This window comes from Dyadobacter sp. OTU695, assembly GCF_038440355.1.
Taxonomy (GTDB): Bacteria; Bacteroidota; Bacteroidia; order Cytophagales; family Spirosomataceae; genus Dyadobacter.
Map to the genome: position 1 here is coordinate 936,359 of NZ_JASATN010000001.1, position 16,600 is coordinate 952,958.

Consider the following 16,600-nt stretch of genomic DNA (forward strand, 5'->3'; position numbering starts at 1 on the left):
TGATGAATTGGTGAAATTGGGCATGTTTCATAGGATTTTGTCAGCCGCATTTAATAATCCAAAATAAGCTGAACTCGTCAGCAGAGCCGACATGATCGCAACATATCGGTGCATTTGCAGACAATTCCTTCCCGTGTAGAACCGCCCTGCACGGATAGGGGATGCTTTATTCAAATAATTCAAAAAAATCTCAATGAGTACCAACACCAGCGACCACAGGTCACCGATTTTATGAAGCAACTTTTTTATCATCTCAGCATCGTCGTCTGCCTGGCGGGGGCGTCGGTCGTGGTGCATGCGAAGCCCGCCGACACGAAGCGCCCGGCAGCCGCAGCCCGTGTCCGCAGTGCCGAAAGGACATTGAAGGGTACCGTCAAAGACGACAAGGGTGAGGGGCTACCTGGCGTGAGCGTGGTTATCAAGGGTACCACCCGCGGATCGCTTACCGACGAAAAGGGAAATTTTGAACTCGCTGTCCCTGAGCAAGGTGCAGAGCTTGTATTTTCTTTTGTGGGTTATGTGCAACAGCAGATTGCCGTGAAAAACGAATCGCAGCTGAACGTGGTGTTGCTTTCGGACACAAAGGCGCTGGACGAATTCGTGGTGGTTGGGTACGGAACGCAGAAGAAAAGCGATGTGACCGGCGCGATTTCGAGCCTTTCCGAAGCGCAGATCCGCGAAAGGCCTGTGCAGAACGTGGTGCAGGCCATGCAGGGCAAAGTAGCGGGCGTCGATATTACGACCAACCAGCGCCCCGGCGAGGTAGGGCAGATCCGCATCCGAGGTAACCGGTCCATCAATGCCTCCAACGAACCGCTTTATGTCATCGACGGCGTGCCGCTCTCGGCCAGCGAGGTGACCGCCATTAACCCGAACGACATTGCTTCCGTCGAAATTCTGAAAGATGCTTCTGCCACAGCCATTTATGGCTCCCGCGGTGCGAACGGGGTGATCCTGATCAATTACAAGGAAGGTAAAAAAGGCAGGACCAATATCAGCTACGATGTCAGCTACACTTCAACGAAAATCCATTCGATGACCGACTGGATGAACGCCGGGCAGCTCCTGAACTGGCAGCGGCAGGCGCATATCAATGGCGGTACCTACACCGGCAAATACGGCACCGCGCCCGACCCGAATTTTGACATTCAAACATTTGGCGGCGGCGAGGAATATGGGATCAACAGCATTCGCACCGCTTACGAGTGGAACGAAGACGGCACCGTGAAACTCCGGGCCGCTACCACTGAGGAGCAGGCCGCCGGCTATGCCGCACAGGTACCGGTTTATAACGCCGCCAACCTGTTCGACCAGAAATGGGGCGACCTGGTGACCCGTACCGGCCGGACGCAGAACCATTTGCTCTCGCTCTCGTCGGGTACCGATAAGTCGCGGGTCTATTTGTCGCTGGGCTATCTCAATCAGCTGGGGACGCTGAAAGACCAGGATTTTAATCGCTATTCGCTCAATCTGAAAGGAGACATTACACCCCGAAAATGGCTGACAGTCGGCCTGGCACTGAATGGCGTGTACTCGTTGCAGAACTACGGAACATCCGAAAACGCATCGAACAGCGGCGCCAAGGACTCCTACGGACAGGCGCTCGCGCTCATGCCTTATGCACGCGCATTCGATGATAACGGCCAGATATTGAACACCAACCGGGAAGGCTTGTCGGCGCACAATGTGCTGCTGAACATCAATAATTCCACCAACGAGCATAAGCTGGCCTCGCTGCTTTCGAATGTATATGCCGAGATCCGTTTCACCGACTGGCTGAAATTTTCGAGCAAATTCGGGGCGCAGTACAGCGATAAGGAGTATGGCTCTTTTTATGGCGCAAATTATACCAACCCATTCAGCGCAGTAGGCACCGCGCCGTTGATCGGTTATAATTCACACAACAAGTCGCTCGGATGGACGTTGGAAAACCTTTTGTTTTTCGATAGACAGTTTGGCATACATCATTTGGGTGTGACCGCATTGCAATCCTTGCAGCAGAACACCAACAATTCCATCAACATCCGCGCCCAGGGCATAACCTTCCCGTCGTCGCAATGGTACAATCTCGCAGCGAACGCGATTGGCAATCCGATGGGCTATGGGACCTCGTACAGCCGTTCGGCGCTGGCGTCCTTTATGGGACGTATCAACTACGGTTTGCTCGACCGCTTCCTGGTGACCGTCACCGGCCGTTGGGACGGTGCTTCTGTGCTCGCCGAAGGCAACAAATGGGAGTTTTTCCCGTCGGCTGCATTGGCGTGGAAGCTGGAAGAGGAGCAGTTTGTGAAGCAGATCGACTGGATCAGCCAGTTGAAGCTCCGGTACAGCTGGGGCCGCACGGGTAATTCTTCGGTAGCGGCCTATTCAACCGGCGGTTCCATTATCGGCGCGGCCTACGTTTTCAACGAAACGCAATATGCCGGCTACAAGTCGGCAACAATGCCCAATAGTGCATTGCGCTGGGAAAAAACGGCGCAGCAGAACATTGGTCTGGATTTTGGCTTGCTGAGAAACCGGATTTCAGGTTCGATAGAAATGTATAAGGCCCAGACAAGCGATTTGCTGATGTCACGCTCGATCCCGCCGGTGCTGGGTTACACAAGCATTTTGAGCAATGTGGGCAAAACCGAAAACCGGGGGATTGAAATAACTATTTCCTCTGTGAATGTGCATCAAAAGGATTTTACCTGGAAAACCGATTTAAACTGGTCGGCGAACCGCGAGAAGATCCTCGAACTGACCAACGGTGCTACCGACGACCTTGCCAACGGCTGGTACATCGGTCAGCCGATCTCGGTTTTCCGCGATTATCAGTACGACCGTCTCTGGCAGAACACGCCCGAAGACCTGCGCCTGATCGAATTATACAAGAAGATCGGCAACATTACCGCATTGCCGGGCCAGGTGAAAGTCAAAGACCAGCCGCTGGTGCAAGTGGGAGAGGGGGCAAACGGTTCCAAATCGGTGACATTGGCGAGCGGCGAGGTGGTGAATTACCTGGATAACGGGTTTGGCACGATCAACGACAGCGACAAATCGATTCTCGGTAGCAACCGCCCGTCATGGACCGCAGGTCTGACCAACACATTTGGCTACAAAAACTTTGAACTAAGTTTCCTGCTGCAAGCGCGCATGAACAACCTGTACTATGGCGCATTACAGACCTATGGCCGCCGGGTTGAGAATGACACCTGGAGCCCGACCAACGCCGGGGCAACCTATCCCCAACCGACCACGGCGACATTTACCAACTATAATTATGTACGCAATTATGTGAACGGCTCGCTGGTAGCATTGCGCAATGTGTCGCTGACATACACGCTCGACCAGGCCATTGCAGATCGTTATAAAATCGGCAGCGCACAGATCTACGCGCAAGTGCTGAACCCGTTCATGTGGGGCGGAGCGGCTGTGAAAGCGGGGTTAAACCCCGAAGATCTCACCGGCTGGGATACCACCGGAGGCGCGCAGTCGGGCGGGCAGACGAACAACACCATCCTGAACCGCAGCCTGGTGCTGGGACTTAGAATTACCCTTTAACAAGCATTTCTACCGATGAAAAAATACATCTTACCCATTCTCTTTTTGCTCCCGCTGAGCTCATGCAAGGAGTTTCTGGAAGAAAAAATGGTGTCAACCATTACACAGGACTATTTTGAAACCGAAAAAGGCGCCGAGGAACTTGTGGTAGCATCCTACAATACCCTTCGCTGGAAATACGGTTTCATGGAAGGCCCTTATCTGTTTGAAACCGGCACCGACATCACCGAGCCAACCGACAACAACTGGGCGACGATCAGCCCGGCCGTGTGGGCGCCTGCGGGTGAGGCGGGCAGCTATGCCAATAACCTGATGGGCTATTACGCGACGCAGCTGCTCGGGAGTTATCCTATTATTAATGACTGCAATAAGGCTATCGAGATCATTACGGAAAAGGCGCCGGGCAAATTTGGCTCGGACAAGCAATATGCTAACCAGCGGCTGTCCGAGGTATATTTCCTGCGTTCATGGACCTTCTATATGCTCGTGACACAGCTCGGTGACGTGCCTATGCCGCTACGAAGCAACAATTCCCTGCCAGCTGTTTTCAATTTTCCAAAATCGACTTCGGCGCAGGTGTACAGCCGCATCATCGCCGATCTCCGCTTCGCGCATGAGCATTTGCTTGCAGTCCAGGCCGAGCGGGGGCGCATTACAAAAGGTGCTGTATCGCATTTGCTCGCCAAATTGTACCTGCAACGGGCGCAGGGCCAGGAATTCAAACAATACCGCAATGCCGACGGTACCGTCAATCCCGCGGACGCCAATGCGCATCTGGGACTGCTTTTCAAAGGCCAGGGGACAGCTGACCTGGATTCGGCCCGCATTTTCGCGACCGAAGTGATCGACGCGTATGCATTGTCCAACGGCGGGCAGTTCGGCGGTCTGGCAGCCAATTACTGGGATCTGTTCAAAACGGCGCGCGGCGATTGGAGCAACGAAAGCAATAAGGAAATCATCCTGCAAGCCTCATACGGCAACAACCTCGACAATGGCCGTTACGGCATGCGTACCACCGCCGCATTTACCTGCGATTATACCAATGCGGCCTGGAACATTCCTTCCAAAACCTGGGCCTACGGCCTCCGCAAAGGCACGGGCTTTCTGCCCACCGACTGGGGTTATGATGTTTTTACAGACAAAATCAATGATTCCCGCTTCGAAAAAAGCTTCCAGATCGAATACCAAAGCGCCTCGTTCGACAATGCGAGCTTGCAGGACGGGCCTGGTCTGGCTTATACCGATGCCAACAACAAGTCGCTGGCGTGGACGGCTGAGGAGGCCAATTATTTCAACACCAACATTCAGGCCGGTTACAACCGTCCTTCATGGGGCGGGCGCAAGGCAGTGGCCGGTCAACGGAAAGTAGGGCAGGGCGACCTGGGGCTGGTGTTTTTGGAAAATACCAAAGAAACCGCCATCGACATTAACCAGGCACTGGCCCAGCCTTATGTGTTGTACCCGCGTTGGGTGAAAAAGGGCGGTGAATATTACTATCGCAAAACGGGCGTCGACCGCTTGTCTTCCAACACCGGCCTGCTGATCGGTCGTACGATCCGGCCGTCGTCGCGTAAGTTTATCGACCCGAACCGAAGTACGGTGGACAACCACTTCGGGACGCGTGATGTGGCGATATTCAGGCTGGCGGAAACCTACCTGATCCGTGCGGAAGTGTATGGCAGGCAGGGCAATTATGCGGCGGCGATCGAGGATATCAATGTGCTGCGTGCCCGTGCGGCTTACAAAACCGGCGAAAGTCGTGCGGAGGTGCTGGCGAGGTTATATCCGGGATCGGAAAACCTCACGGCCGCTGAAAAAAGCTATCCTTACGCTGCCGCGATGGACACTTATGCTAAAATCAAAGTCGATGTGTCGTACTGGGACGGTGCTTCGGACAAATCGCGGCTGGAAAATTATCCACCTGAGGCGAACAGTTCTGCGAAGCGATTTATTCACTTTATTTACAACGAATACTCGCGCGAATTCAACTCGGAACAGATTGTGTACGAGGGCATCCACCATGCAGGCATTCAGCTGGAACGCGTGCTGCACCACAATCAGCTCGCATCGTCCAAAACCGGCAACTGGCCCGTGGCCGACAATCCGGTGAATGCGAACGGGCAGAATGGCAACGGCAAGGGTGTTTTCCGCGCCAAGGATACATTCAAGCCGTTCCCGCAGTCGTACATCAACATGCTGACCGACGAAAAAGGCGCACCGCTAAGCACCGACGCCATCCGGAATTACCAGAACCCGGGTTACAATTGATTTTTTGAAATACAAATAAAATGCTGATGCTGAAAAGGTTAAATACATGGGTGCTGCTCATGTTGGTCGGCGCCCGGGCTATGGGGCAAACGTTTGAAAGGCCCAACATCGTTTTTATCCTTGCCGACGATCTCGGCTATGGCGATCTCGGTGTGAATGGCCAGAAACTCCTCCGTACTCCGAACATCAATCCACTGGCCAAAGAAGGCATGAGATTTACCGACTTTCACGCAGGCGCGCCCGTGTGCTCGCCCTCCCGCAGCGTGCTCATTACCGGGCTGCACACGGGGCATACCACCATTCGCGGGAATGCGACCATCCGCGGCGGTATTGCAGGTAGCAAAGGCAAGCAGACCGTTCGCAGGACCAACCTCACCGCTGAGGATTTCACGATCGGGAAGCTGATGGGGCAGTCGGGCTACACCACCGCGCTCACCGGTAAATGGCACCTGGACGGCTACGATACCCTCGCCACACCCATTCACCGCGGATTCGACCAGTTTTCGGGCTGGCTGATTGCCTACCCCGGCACTTATGCCAACGGCTACTGGCCCGCGCAACGGTATATCAATGGGGAGCTCAAAAACGTGGACCGCAACCAGAACGGCCGGAAAGGCTACTACGCCGACGACCTCACGACTGACGAAAGCATTGCATTCATGATGGCACAGCGCGGGTCGAAAAAGCCTTTTGTGCTGATGATTAACTACAACAGCCCGCATTCGCCCCTCGACGCTGTGGACAGCACGGTGTTCCAGAAGGAAAATTGGCCGCAGGATATGAAAATCTACGGCGCCCAGGTGCATCACCTCGACGAGAATGTGGGGCGCATCAAAAAGTGCCTGATCGAAAGCGGCTTAGCGAAAAACACCATTGTTTTCTTCTGCTCCGACAACGGCCCGCGCTCCGAAGGTACCCCACAGCAAACCGCCGTCGCCGAGTTTTTCGACTCCAACGGCCAGCTGCGCGGCTACAAGCGTGACCTGTACGAAGGCGGCATCCGCGTTCCGATGATCGTGTGGGCGCCGGGAATGGTAAAACCAGGCACGGTGAGCAAGGAACCGGCCTACTTCGCCGACATTATGCCGACATTTGCGGACATCGCCGGGTCGAAAGTGCGGTACAGCACCGACGGCGCCAGCGTGTTGCCGGCCATCAAAGGCAAATCCGCCGCGAAGCCGCGTTTTCTGTATTGGGAATTTTTTGAAAGGGGATTCGAGCAGGCCGTCCGCTACGGGAAATGGAAGGCTGTGAAAGCCAAAGGAAGGCTGGAACTGTTCGATCTGGACAAGGACATCAGCGAAACGAACGATGTAGCAGCGCAGCATCCGGATGTGATCGCCAGCATTGAAAACTATCTGAAAACCAGCCGGACAGAATCTCCGTTCTGGCCGGTGGAGGTAAAATGAAGGGATATTTAAAGCCAACAGGCAGGGCAGCGCTGGGCGTTGCGCTGCTCTTTTATATTCATGCCCATGCGCAGCCCGAGGGTGGGCAACCAGTTCATGCCCAAACAGCAATCCGGCAGACAGCTGGCAGCAACGTAGCCCATATGCCGAAAGGAAAGCTACTGTATTCCGACGACTTCACCGGCGAACTGGACACGACCCGCTGGCACCCGGAAATCGAGCCGGTAGCGGGCAGGCATTCGGAGGTGCTGACTGAAAATGGCCGACTGATCCTGAACACTGCCGGAGGCGTCACCGTATGGTTCAAGCCCCGGCTGGAAGGAAATATCCGCATTGAATATGACTGGACGGTGCTCGTCGACTCCGGGCAGAACGACCGGCTATCGGATCTGAACCAATTTTGGATGGCGACTGACCCACTTGATACAAATCTGTTTACTCGGCAAGGAAAGTTTGAAAGTTATGATTCGCTTTCACTTTACTATGTCGGATTTGGCGGGAACGGCAATACGACCACGCGTTTTCGAAAATATCGCGGGGATGGGACGAAGCCATTGTTGAAGGAATATCTGGATTCCGGGCATCTGTTGAAGGCAAATCATACCTACCATATTGTTATAACCGTCGTTGACGGGCGGACTACTTTTTCGGTGGATGGGAATGTGTTGTTTGATTTTGCGGACGCGTCCCCGCTGACAAAGGGGTGGTTTGGGTTCCGGTCTACCGCGGCGCGGCATGGAGTGGGTGGGTTTCGGGTTTGGCGACCGAAGTAAGTAAACCGTAAACATTACTCCTATTCTCTGGTATTTCTTTCAGTGTGAGACGTTCCGGTAAAAAGAAGTTTTCGTTCTGATAATCTTGGTACAGGCAGAGAAGATTCGTCATGAAAGTAAACATTGTTTACCAAATATGAGTGACTTAGTCTCTTATTTTGGGAAAATAAAAAAAATCAAAATGAAAAAACTGGAATTCGACGCTGGGTCCTATCAAGGGCAGGTTTTACCGCTTCTAAATGCAAGTCTGGCTTATTGTTTCAGACACAATTTGACCAAGCTCGTCTACACATTTAGGGGGAGCGGCAGAATGGAAAGCTATCCATCGAAAATGCGTGAATCGATTACCGTTAAGATGCGATATCCAAATGGTAAGATATTTAAGACGTACACTTTTGAAGGGTATCTTGAATGGCAATTCAAAGACTGCATTCAATTTGAGGTTATCCCTGGGACGATTGTCATCAGTTAAGCTTTTACGACTCCAAACTGACCTCGGGAATCCTTTCATGAACTCAGTTCGTGATCATTATGAAAAGCGGTCGCTGGCTTGCTTGACCACAGGATAGATGACCTTTGGGACATTTTTAAATCATTGCAAGGAGGTGGTATTTTTCTTCCAGCGTGTTGAGTGAATGAGGGGCGGCATCCCGTATACAAAGATAAAAGCCAGATAATCATACAAATTATCTGGCTTTTGTCTTGCCATGGAATGATGTAGCCTTCTGTGCAACCTCCTTTCGTTATGCCGTTACATCCCTCCGGGATTGGTGGAAGTGAGGGGGCACCCTTTTTCTACCAATGTTACGTGCCTGACGGCACTATCATGCAAAATACCAAATCGCGTTAGCGATGTGATATTGGTAGAACGATAGAATTAAGCTCATTCGTGAATGCCGTAAGCATGTAACATTCGTTAGACGGCTTTACTTGCTTTGAATACAATGCTCAGATGCCCGACGCTGCCTGATTGAAAGGATTTATCCTTGGGTGTTTCACGATTTCGTCAATTCACTACCAATGTTACCTGCCTGAGGGCACTATCATTAGGGACTGTGAATGCAGTAGGCATATAATCTGGTAGGATGATATTACTTGTCATCGTAGTGACCTTTTGCTGCGATCACATGGACGGTAATGGTTTGATCAATAACCTGGTAGACAAGCCTGTGCTTTTTGTCTATCCTTCTTGACCACAATCCGGCGAGGTCGTGTTTAAGCGGTTCTGGCTTGCCTATACCATCGTACGGATGTTCTCCGAGCTCTTCAAAGAGCCGACTAATGCGCCTGATCAGCGCTTTGTCCCCGGTCTTATATAGAAGTGAAAGGTCTTTTTTTGCTTTGTCAGAAATTGTTACAAAATATCTGACCATATGTTTTTGAGGTCGCGGATGGAAGTCACTCTTCCGGCCTTGACATCCTCAATGCCCTCCTTAATGGCATTCAGAATCCTGGGGTCCGAAAAGAAGACATCAGTTTCAATACTTTCATCGAGAGGCGTGAGTAAAACTGATTTCTTGTTCTTTCCCCGGTGAATAATCACTCGTTCCGTCTCGGCCAAATCCAGATAATCCTTCTGTTTTCCCCGAAATTCTCTTGCTGATATGATTCGCATGGGTGTACCTTTTTGTGTACACGAAGATAGGCAGAAGGCAACTACGATACAACCCCCTGCTGTCCAAATTTAATGCCAGAATGCCGCAGGCATGCAACAGCAACCAAATACCCGCCCCAATCAACTTTAACATTTCATTAACCATCGTTAACAAGTCCTTTGAACACGCCCGAATAAAAACCGGTATGTTTGCCAAAAACCTTGATAACCAATAGAGAAATGGCAAAAAGTTTATACCTGTTTGCATTGCTGGTGGTGGCTTCCTGCGCGCTGTGTGAGGGGCAAAATGTGACGAACCTGCCGAAAGGCGGGAGTATTTCCGACACTATGCGCACCGTCACTTCGCACGGACCCGAGCGCATTACGCGTAACATTATTCAGGACCGGAATGGGAATATCTGGATTGCTGCATTTGATGGAATTTTCCGGTACGATGGCAATTCGTTTACGAACATCACCAACCAGGTGAGTTCGGCTCGCTTCTTTTCGGTTTTGGAAGATAGGCAGGGCAACCTCTGGTTCGGCACGATCGGTTCGGGCGTTTATCAATATGATCCCAAAAAGGCGGACGGACAGAAATTCCGGCATTTTACGACGGCCGAGGGGCTTATCGACAATCGGGTGCCGCATATTTATGAAGACAAATCCGGCCGTATCTGGTTTGGGACGCTGACAGGGGCGAGTCGCTTCGATCCGGGACAGGTAGTCGGGAAGCAATTTCAAAATTACCGCATGAATGGCGCGTGGCCTTTTACGGGCCTTGAGAACGGCGATCTTCCGCCGGATGACCACGATGATGTCAATTCGATCATCGAGGATAAAAACGGGAAGTTCTGGTTTGGGACAAGAGGCGACGCCCGCATTTTTGATGGAAAAGCATTTACCGTCATCAGGCATGAGGGGCAGACGTTCACAAACGTCCGTACGATCATGGAAGACAGGAGGGGAAATGTCTGGCTGGCCGGCGGGGATGGGTTGTGGCGTTACGATGGCAGTACATTTACCAATTTTACAGACGATTTTGTAGGGTTTGTCTATGAAGACCGGGCGGGAAATATCTGGACGAGTTCACAAAGCACGTTTAGCGGCAAATGGGGCATTTCGCGCTACGATGTAAAATCCTTGTCGGATAAAAAGCCGGTGGCAACCAAAATAGATTCGGACTATAAAGCTAATGAACAGATGACTTTCGGGCTGATGGAGGCTAACGACGGCAGCATCTGGTTTGGCTCTTTGGGGGGCGTGTACCGTTATGATGGTAAGACAATTAAAGACTTTAAAGGTAAATGATTCGTCGATAGCGTGTCGGGTCGACAAGCAACAGCCCGGCAATCACGCTGATTGCCGGGCTGTTGCTGTAGGAGTGCATGATTCAATCCTACTTATAACCCTCATTCTGTACCAGATTGGGGTTGCGATCGATCTCGCTCTGCGGAATCGGGAACAACACCTGGTAATCAAATGCCGTTTTGCCCCGTCCTTTGGCGAGTTCGATAAACTTCCCATGACGGATCAAATCCTGCCGGCGAAGCTCCTCGGTGAAGAATTCCCAACCTCGCTCTTTGAGAATGTGGGCCCGGAACGCGTCTTTGGTGCCAAATGCGGAAACCGATAACGCGGGAAGTCCGGCTTTGGCCCGGACCTGGTTGATGAGCCCGACGGCCGCAGCGCCCGGGCCGTCGAGCTCGTTCAATGCCTCGGCTTTGCTGAGCAGGATGTCGGCGTAGCGGACAACAGGGAAATCATTGCCGAGGTCGGCGCCCGTAGCGGGCAAATCTTCTTCAAATTTGAAACTACGCTTGTCGTCCTGGCCGAGAACGATGTGCTTGCCGCTCAGGTCGTCGTATTCGGTCAGGAATGCCTCGCGCCGCTGGTCTTTCGGGTCGAACGAGTCGTAGAAGCCCGAAAGGGTTTTGAGCTGTGTGGCATAGTTGGCCTTGGCGGCGCCTTTGTATTTGTAATTAGGCGGGGCGGCATGCGGCAGATAATTGGTACCAAGCCCCGGCTGAGCCAAATGAGGCCTTACGTAAATAAATTCGCTGTTTTTCTCATTGGCGAGCTTGAACAGGTCCGTGCGGTTGGCCGAGTTGAAAAGGCTGTACGCATTTAAATCGATCACCTTTTGGGCGGTTTCGTTCGTCTTTTGCCAGTCTTTGTTGTTCAGGTAAAATTTGGTCAGAAAGGCGAGAGCTGCGCCTTTGGTAGCGCGGCTGTATTGCCTGGCGGTGACGGGAAGGATATCGGCCACGGCGGTCAGCTCGTCGGTGACGAATTTTATAAATTCTTCCTTACTGGCACGGGTAGGGCGGTCTTCGCTGCTGCTGATGCTGTTGGTGATGAGCGGGGTTGGGCCGAAAAGGTCGTATAGCGAAATGTAGCCGCTCGCACGCAGGAAGCGGGCTTCGGCAATAATCTGCTTTTTGCGCTCCGGGTCAAAATCGATATTGGGCACGTTGTCTATCACGAGGTTAGCGCGGTAAATAGCGCTGTAATAGCGTGTCCAGGCCACGTCGAAAAACTCGTGGGAGGCATTCCAGGTGAAATCTTCGAGCGGCTGCGCGAGCCCGCGGAGCCCGCCTTCGCGGATGATGAGCAGGTCGGTGGTGACCTCGGCCATCACGAGTATGTTCCGGAAGCCGTCGGTTCCCTGTTTCTGTTCAAGGGCGTAGGCAGCATTGAGCAATGCCTCGGCATCGTCAGCGGTTTTGAAGAAATTATTAGGGCCAAAAGAAGAATACACTTTCTCTTCAAGCGGCTGATCGCAGGCCGCGGCACCAAGTATTAACAGTATATAAAGAAGTTTTTTCATTGATTTTCAGAAAATTAGAAATTGATACTCACGCCCGCGGTGTAGGTGCGCGAAAGCGGGAACGCATTGTAGTCGGCGCGGACGTTGGAAGTCCCGAATGCGCTCACCTCGGGGTCATAACCGGTGTATTTGGTAATTGTAAAAAGGTTCTGGCCGGTTAGGTACACCTGCAAACCTTTGATGTGCCGCCATTTGGCCGACGGAAAGTTGTACGTCAGCTGTACCGATTTTAACCGCAGGTACGATGCATTCTCGACGGCCCGGCTGTTCACATTGCTCGTGTAGGAAACGGCCACCGGCACGCCCGAGGAATTGGCATTGGTCGGGTTGGCCGGTGTCCAGCGGTCTGTGTAGCTTTCGGCGAGCCGGTTACGGCGGAAAGAGATCGGGTTCTCTGATTCGGTCCGGTTAAGGTTAAAGAGTTTACTGCCCTGCACGCCCTGGAAGAAAAACGAGAGATTGAAAGCACCATAGGTGAAGTCGTTGTTCAGGCCGTAGGTGAAATCGGGGAACGGCGAGCCGAGAAGTGTCCGGTCGGCCGAGTTGATCGTGCCATCCTTGTTTACATCGCGGTATTTGTACTCACCGGGACGGGAGAGTGGCTGTGGGGATTTTGAAATCTCTTCCCCCTGCTGGAATACGCCATCCACCACGTAACCATAGTAAGCATTGAGCGGATCGCCTTTGCGGATAATGGTGAAATCGTTGGTAAACCCGGCCGAACCGCCCAGAATGTAAGGCAATGTGCCGAGGTCGGTCACCTCGTTTTTCACGATCGAGAAGTTCAGGCTCGACCGCCAGGTAAATGGCGCCGTCACGTTAACAGATGTCAAGGTAAAGTCGAAACCGGTATTTTTCAGTCCGCCCACGTTTTTGAATGTAGTCGTAAAGCCGCTGGTGCGAGGGATCGGGAGTTGGAGAAGCAGGTCTTTGGTTTGTTTATGGAAATAATCGATGCTGCCCGACAGCCGGTTGGCAAACAGGCTGAAATCCAGACCAATATCGAGTTGAGTGGTCGTTTCCCATTTTAAGTCCGGATTCGGAAGCTGAGTGGTCGAAATACCCACATAAGGCGCACCGTCAAAAATGGCCTGCCCCTGCGGACCGAGCAGCACGAGCGATTTGTAGCTGCCGATATCCTGGTTACCGGTCACGCCGTAGCTCGCGCGGAGTTTCAAGTCGGTAATGGTGTTGATGTTTTTGAGGAAAATTTCGTCCTTCAAGCGCCAGCCAACGGCTACCGATGGGAAAATGCCGTACTTCTTGTTATCCCCGAACCGCGACGAGCCGTCGGCGCGAATGGAGGCTGTGAGCAGGTATTTGTCGAGCAGGTTGTAGTTGACGCGCCCCAAATAGGAAAGCAACTGGTTCTTGGTACGACCGGAACCGAGCGAAAACGTGGTTTGCGCACCCGCGGCAAGGTTGTCAGTGCCCAACGCGTCGAGCGGGAAGTTTTGTGCCCCGGCGGAAAGCGAGCTTACGACAAATTCCTGATAGGTATATCCACCGAGAATTTCGAGCTGATTATCCTTGTTGAGCGCCTTATTGTAGCGTGCCGTAAATTCCACCAGGTTGTTCGAAGCATTGCTCGTGAGCACGCTCGCGATGCCTTTCGTCCCCTCGGCGCGTTTGGTGAGGCGGGAGGTGAAAATATCGCGGCGCGAGTCCTGGCGGTCAGTACCGAAATTGATCCTGGCGGAAAGCTCCGGCAGGAAGTAGTATTCTGCAAAAACGCTGGCAAATGTGCGGTTGGTGGTGGCGAAATCGCTCACTTCGCGTGCGAGGCCTACCGGGTTTTCCAGGTTCACAATCTGCGTCTGGGTCCAGGTGCCGTCCGGATTTTTGATGGTGAGGGTAGGATCCTGGAAAATGGCGGTGTTGATTACCCCGGCACCTTCATTTACGCTCACACCATTAGGAACGAAATCGTCCTTCACCTGGCTGGAATTGAGATTTAAGCCGAATTTGAACTTGTCGCCGGTATAGTTCAGGTTCACGCGGCCGACATACTTTTTAATGCCCGAGCTGATCACGACGCCCTTCTGGTCGAGGTAGTTCAGCGAAGCATAGTAAGTGAATTTGTCCTGGCCGCCGGAGAACGAGAGCTGATGGTTCTGCAAATAGCCTTTTTTGAAAATTTCATTCTGCCAGTAAGTGCCCTGGCCTACTGCGGCGATCTGCTCAGCGGTAAACTCCGGGGCTTGTTTCTGGTCGGCGCGCAGGTCATTGAGCAGCGCCATATATTGCTGCGCGTTGAGCATGGGAACGCGTTTGGTCACTTCCGACACCGCGCCGGAAAGTGAATAATTCACGTTCAGCTTACCCTTTGTGCCCTTTTTCGTTGTGATCAGGATCACGCCATTTGCGCCACGTGAACCGTAAATCGCTGTTGCCGAGGCATCTTTCAGGATCTCCACCGATTCGATATCGTTGGGGTTCAATGCATTCAGCGGGTTACGCGGCGCCTGCTCATTTACGAGCGTGGAGCCCGGCACCACCGAGGTATTGTTTACAGGCAGGCCGTCTATCACATACAATGGCTCATTATTCGCATTAATAGAATTGGCGCCGCGAATGCGGATCGTAACGCCGCCACCCGGCTCCGAGCTCGACTGCGTCACCTGCACGCCTGCGGAACGGCCGGCAATGAGCTGGTCTACGGATGTTTGCACGCCTTTGTTAAAATCCTTGCTATCCAGCGAATTAACGGAACCGGTCAGGTCTCGCTTTTTTTGCGTGCCATAGCCGACTACCACGAGCTCGTTCAGCTGCCGGGTATCGTCGCTAAGCTGAACGTCAATCTGAGAACGTCCCTTCACTTCGAGCTCCCGGGTAATGTAGCCGATGGCCGAAAACACGAGCACGGCATTGCTTTCGGCATTGATCTCGAACTTGCCGTCGGCATTGGTGGTAGTGCCGGTCGACGTATTTTTAACCAGGACATTAATGCCCGGCAACACCGATTGGTCGGTAGCGGATGTCACTTTTCCTTGAATGGACACAGACTGTGCGTGGCTTTGCAAGGACGCAATGCCGGCCATGAGGGCACAAATCAATCGGCTGGGATGGGAACGGAGAAATGGAATCATGGGTGATGCTTTTGTAACTATACTTATTTGATGGGCAAAGTAAAGTTATTTTAAAATTTTAAACTACTAAATTGGTAGATTAAATAGTTTGACTAATTTTGTGCACCAGCCACCACCAAATTACGCTTCCTATGTCCGGACGGGCAGGGGGCGACTTCACTCACTTAATTAACCATTGTCATGAAAAGGCAATTTTTTTACATTTTGGAGCTGGTATCGATTTTCTTCCTGGCCGCATTTACATTCGGCGACAGTCCCTACGAAAACGAGATCCGCCAATGGCATGAAAAGCGTATCGAGAGCCTGAAAGCGGAGTCGGGCTGGCTGAACCTGGCCGGCTTGTACTGGCTCAAAGAAGGTTCCAACACGTTCGGTAGCGCAGAGCAGAACGACATTCTTTTCCCGGCCGACAAAAGCCGTCCGTTCCTGGGGGAAATTGTTTTGGAGAAAGATAAAATCACCCTCAAAGCGAAAGCGGACGCGCAGATTTTTAACGGCGATCAGCCGGTGACCGAGCTCGACATCAGCCCTGCGGGCAAGCCGGTAACCTTGAAGCACGGCCCGTTGCGCTGGTTTGTGATCAAGCGGGGCGAGAAGTATGCGATCCGCCTGCGCGACCTGGAAAGCGAATACCTGAAAGGATTTACGGGCATCGAGCGCTATCCGGTCCAGGAGAAATGGCGGGTGAAGGCGCAGTTTGTGCCGACCAAAGGCCGCACGGTGAGCATTACCGACATTACCGGCCGCACCGACGAGCAGGCTTCACCCGGTAAATTGGTATTTACCGTCGATGGGAAAGAATACAGCCTGGATGCCGTGGGTAAGCCCGAAAACCTGTTTATCATCTTCGCCGATCAGACCAACAAGCACGAAACTTACGGCTCGGGCCGCTTCCTGTACTCATCCGTTGAGGCCGACGGCACGGCCTGGCTCGATTTCAACAAGGCCATTAATCCCCCTTGCGCGTTTTCACCTTATGCGACCTGTCCGCTGCCGCCGAAGCAAAACAAGCTGGCGCTGGCCGTGGTGGCAGGCGAAAAGCGCTACGGCGATCATTGACAGCTCTAAAAATTGCACGCATTTATAAAAACCAT

Annotated in this window: 10 protein-coding genes; 6 read left to right on the forward strand and 4 right to left on the reverse strand. The window is 52.6% G+C overall.

Annotation, left to right across the window (positions count from 1 at the left end):
- The first annotated feature begins 231 nt into the window (after positions 1–231).
- From AAHB90_RS03945 to AAHB90_RS03960, 4 genes are read left to right on the forward strand one after another with little or no spacing between them, the layout of a single operon-like run.
- A complete protein-coding gene (locus tag AAHB90_RS03945) occupies positions 232–3,543 on the forward strand; it encodes a SusC/RagA family TonB-linked outer membrane protein (protein ID WP_342083604.1) in 3,312 nt (1,103 codons plus the stop codon).
- Between the two features lie 15 nt (positions 3,544–3,558).
- Complete coding sequence (locus AAHB90_RS03950; protein WP_342083605.1) at positions 3,559–5,811, forward strand: RagB/SusD family nutrient uptake outer membrane protein; 2,253 nt, start codon at positions 3,559–3,561, stop codon at positions 5,809–5,811.
- A gap of 26 nt (positions 5,812–5,837) precedes the next feature.
- A complete protein-coding gene (locus AAHB90_RS03955; protein WP_342083606.1) occupies positions 5,838–7,220 on the forward strand; it encodes an arylsulfatase in 1,383 nt (460 codons plus the stop codon).
- Positions 7,217–7,993 (forward strand): DUF6250 domain-containing protein, encoded by a 777-nt coding sequence (locus AAHB90_RS03960; RefSeq protein ID WP_342083607.1) that lies wholly within the window; start codon positions 7,217–7,219, stop codon positions 7,991–7,993. The genes AAHB90_RS03955 and AAHB90_RS03960 overlap by 4 nt, the downstream gene beginning before the upstream one ends.
- 1,091 nt (positions 7,994–9,084) lie before the next feature.
- Here the strand turns inward: AAHB90_RS03960 and AAHB90_RS03965 are convergent.
- Both AAHB90_RS03965 and AAHB90_RS03970 read right to left on the reverse strand, forming a co-directional pair.
- Complete coding sequence (locus tag AAHB90_RS03965; protein ID WP_342083608.1) at positions 9,085–9,366, reverse strand: Txe/YoeB family addiction module toxin; 282 nt, start codon at positions 9,364–9,366, stop codon at positions 9,085–9,087.
- Positions 9,348–9,608 carry a type II toxin-antitoxin system Phd/YefM family antitoxin gene (locus AAHB90_RS03970; protein ID WP_342083609.1) on the reverse strand — a complete coding sequence of 87 codons (261 nt, stop codon included), beginning with the start codon at positions 9,606–9,608 and terminating at the stop codon, positions 9,348–9,350. The genes AAHB90_RS03965 and AAHB90_RS03970 overlap by 19 nt, the downstream gene beginning before the upstream one ends.
- A gap of 219 nt (positions 9,609–9,827) precedes the next feature.
- On the opposite strand from AAHB90_RS03970, the gene AAHB90_RS03975 reads away from it, so the two are divergent.
- A complete protein-coding gene (locus tag AAHB90_RS03975; protein WP_342083610.1) occupies positions 9,828–10,898 on the forward strand; it encodes a ligand-binding sensor domain-containing protein in 1,071 nt (356 codons plus the stop codon).
- Between the two features lie 88 nt (positions 10,899–10,986).
- Here the strand turns inward: AAHB90_RS03975 and AAHB90_RS03980 are convergent, their stop codons facing one another.
- Both AAHB90_RS03980 and AAHB90_RS03985 read right to left on the reverse strand, forming a co-directional pair.
- A complete protein-coding gene (locus tag AAHB90_RS03980) occupies positions 10,987–12,417 on the reverse strand; it encodes a RagB/SusD family nutrient uptake outer membrane protein (RefSeq protein WP_342083611.1) in 1,431 nt (476 codons plus the stop codon).
- Positions 12,418–12,431: 14 nt separating this feature from the next.
- Positions 12,432–15,506, reverse strand: coding sequence for a SusC/RagA family TonB-linked outer membrane protein (locus tag AAHB90_RS03985; protein ID WP_342083612.1), 3,075 nt, complete (start codon positions 15,504–15,506; stop codon positions 12,432–12,434).
- A gap of 180 nt (positions 15,507–15,686) precedes the next feature.
- On the opposite strand from AAHB90_RS03985, the gene AAHB90_RS03990 reads away from it, so the two are divergent.
- Positions 15,687–16,565, forward strand: a complete 879-nt coding sequence (locus AAHB90_RS03990) for a DUF1684 domain-containing protein (protein WP_342083613.1) — start codon at positions 15,687–15,689, stop codon at positions 16,563–16,565.
- Positions 16,566–16,600: the final 35 nt, after the last annotated feature.

Excerpts from the sequence above, each read along its gene's own strand:
- AAHB90_RS03955 (WP_342083606.1), top strand. The coding sequence starts at position 5,838 with ATGCTGAAAAGGTTAAATACATGGGTGCTGCTCATGTTGGTCGGCGCC.
- AAHB90_RS03980 (WP_342083611.1), bottom strand. The coding sequence starts at position 12,417 with ATGAAAAAACTTCTTTATATACTGTTAATACTTGGTGCCGCGGCCTGC.
- AAHB90_RS03950 (WP_342083605.1), top strand. The coding sequence starts at position 3,559 with ATGAAAAAATACATCTTACCCATTCTCTTTTTGCTCCCGCTGAGCTCA.
- AAHB90_RS03985 (WP_342083612.1), bottom strand. The coding sequence starts at position 15,506 with ATGATTCCATTTCTCCGTTCCCATCCCAGCCGATTGATTTGTGCCCTC.
- AAHB90_RS03945 (WP_342083604.1), top strand. The coding sequence starts at position 232 with ATGAAGCAACTTTTTTATCATCTCAGCATCGTCGTCTGCCTGGCGGGG.
- AAHB90_RS03970 (WP_342083609.1), bottom strand. The coding sequence starts at position 9,608 with ATGCGAATCATATCAGCAAGAGAATTTCGGGGAAAACAGAAGGATTAT.
- AAHB90_RS03975 (WP_342083610.1), top strand. The coding sequence starts at position 9,828 with ATGGCAAAAAGTTTATACCTGTTTGCATTGCTGGTGGTGGCTTCCTGC.
- AAHB90_RS03965 (WP_342083608.1), bottom strand. The coding sequence starts at position 9,366 with ATGGTCAGATATTTTGTAACAATTTCTGACAAAGCAAAAAAAGACCTT.
- AAHB90_RS03960 (WP_342083607.1), top strand. The coding sequence starts at position 7,217 with ATGAAGGGATATTTAAAGCCAACAGGCAGGGCAGCGCTGGGCGTTGCG.
- AAHB90_RS03990 (WP_342083613.1), top strand. The coding sequence starts at position 15,687 with ATGAAAAGGCAATTTTTTTACATTTTGGAGCTGGTATCGATTTTCTTC.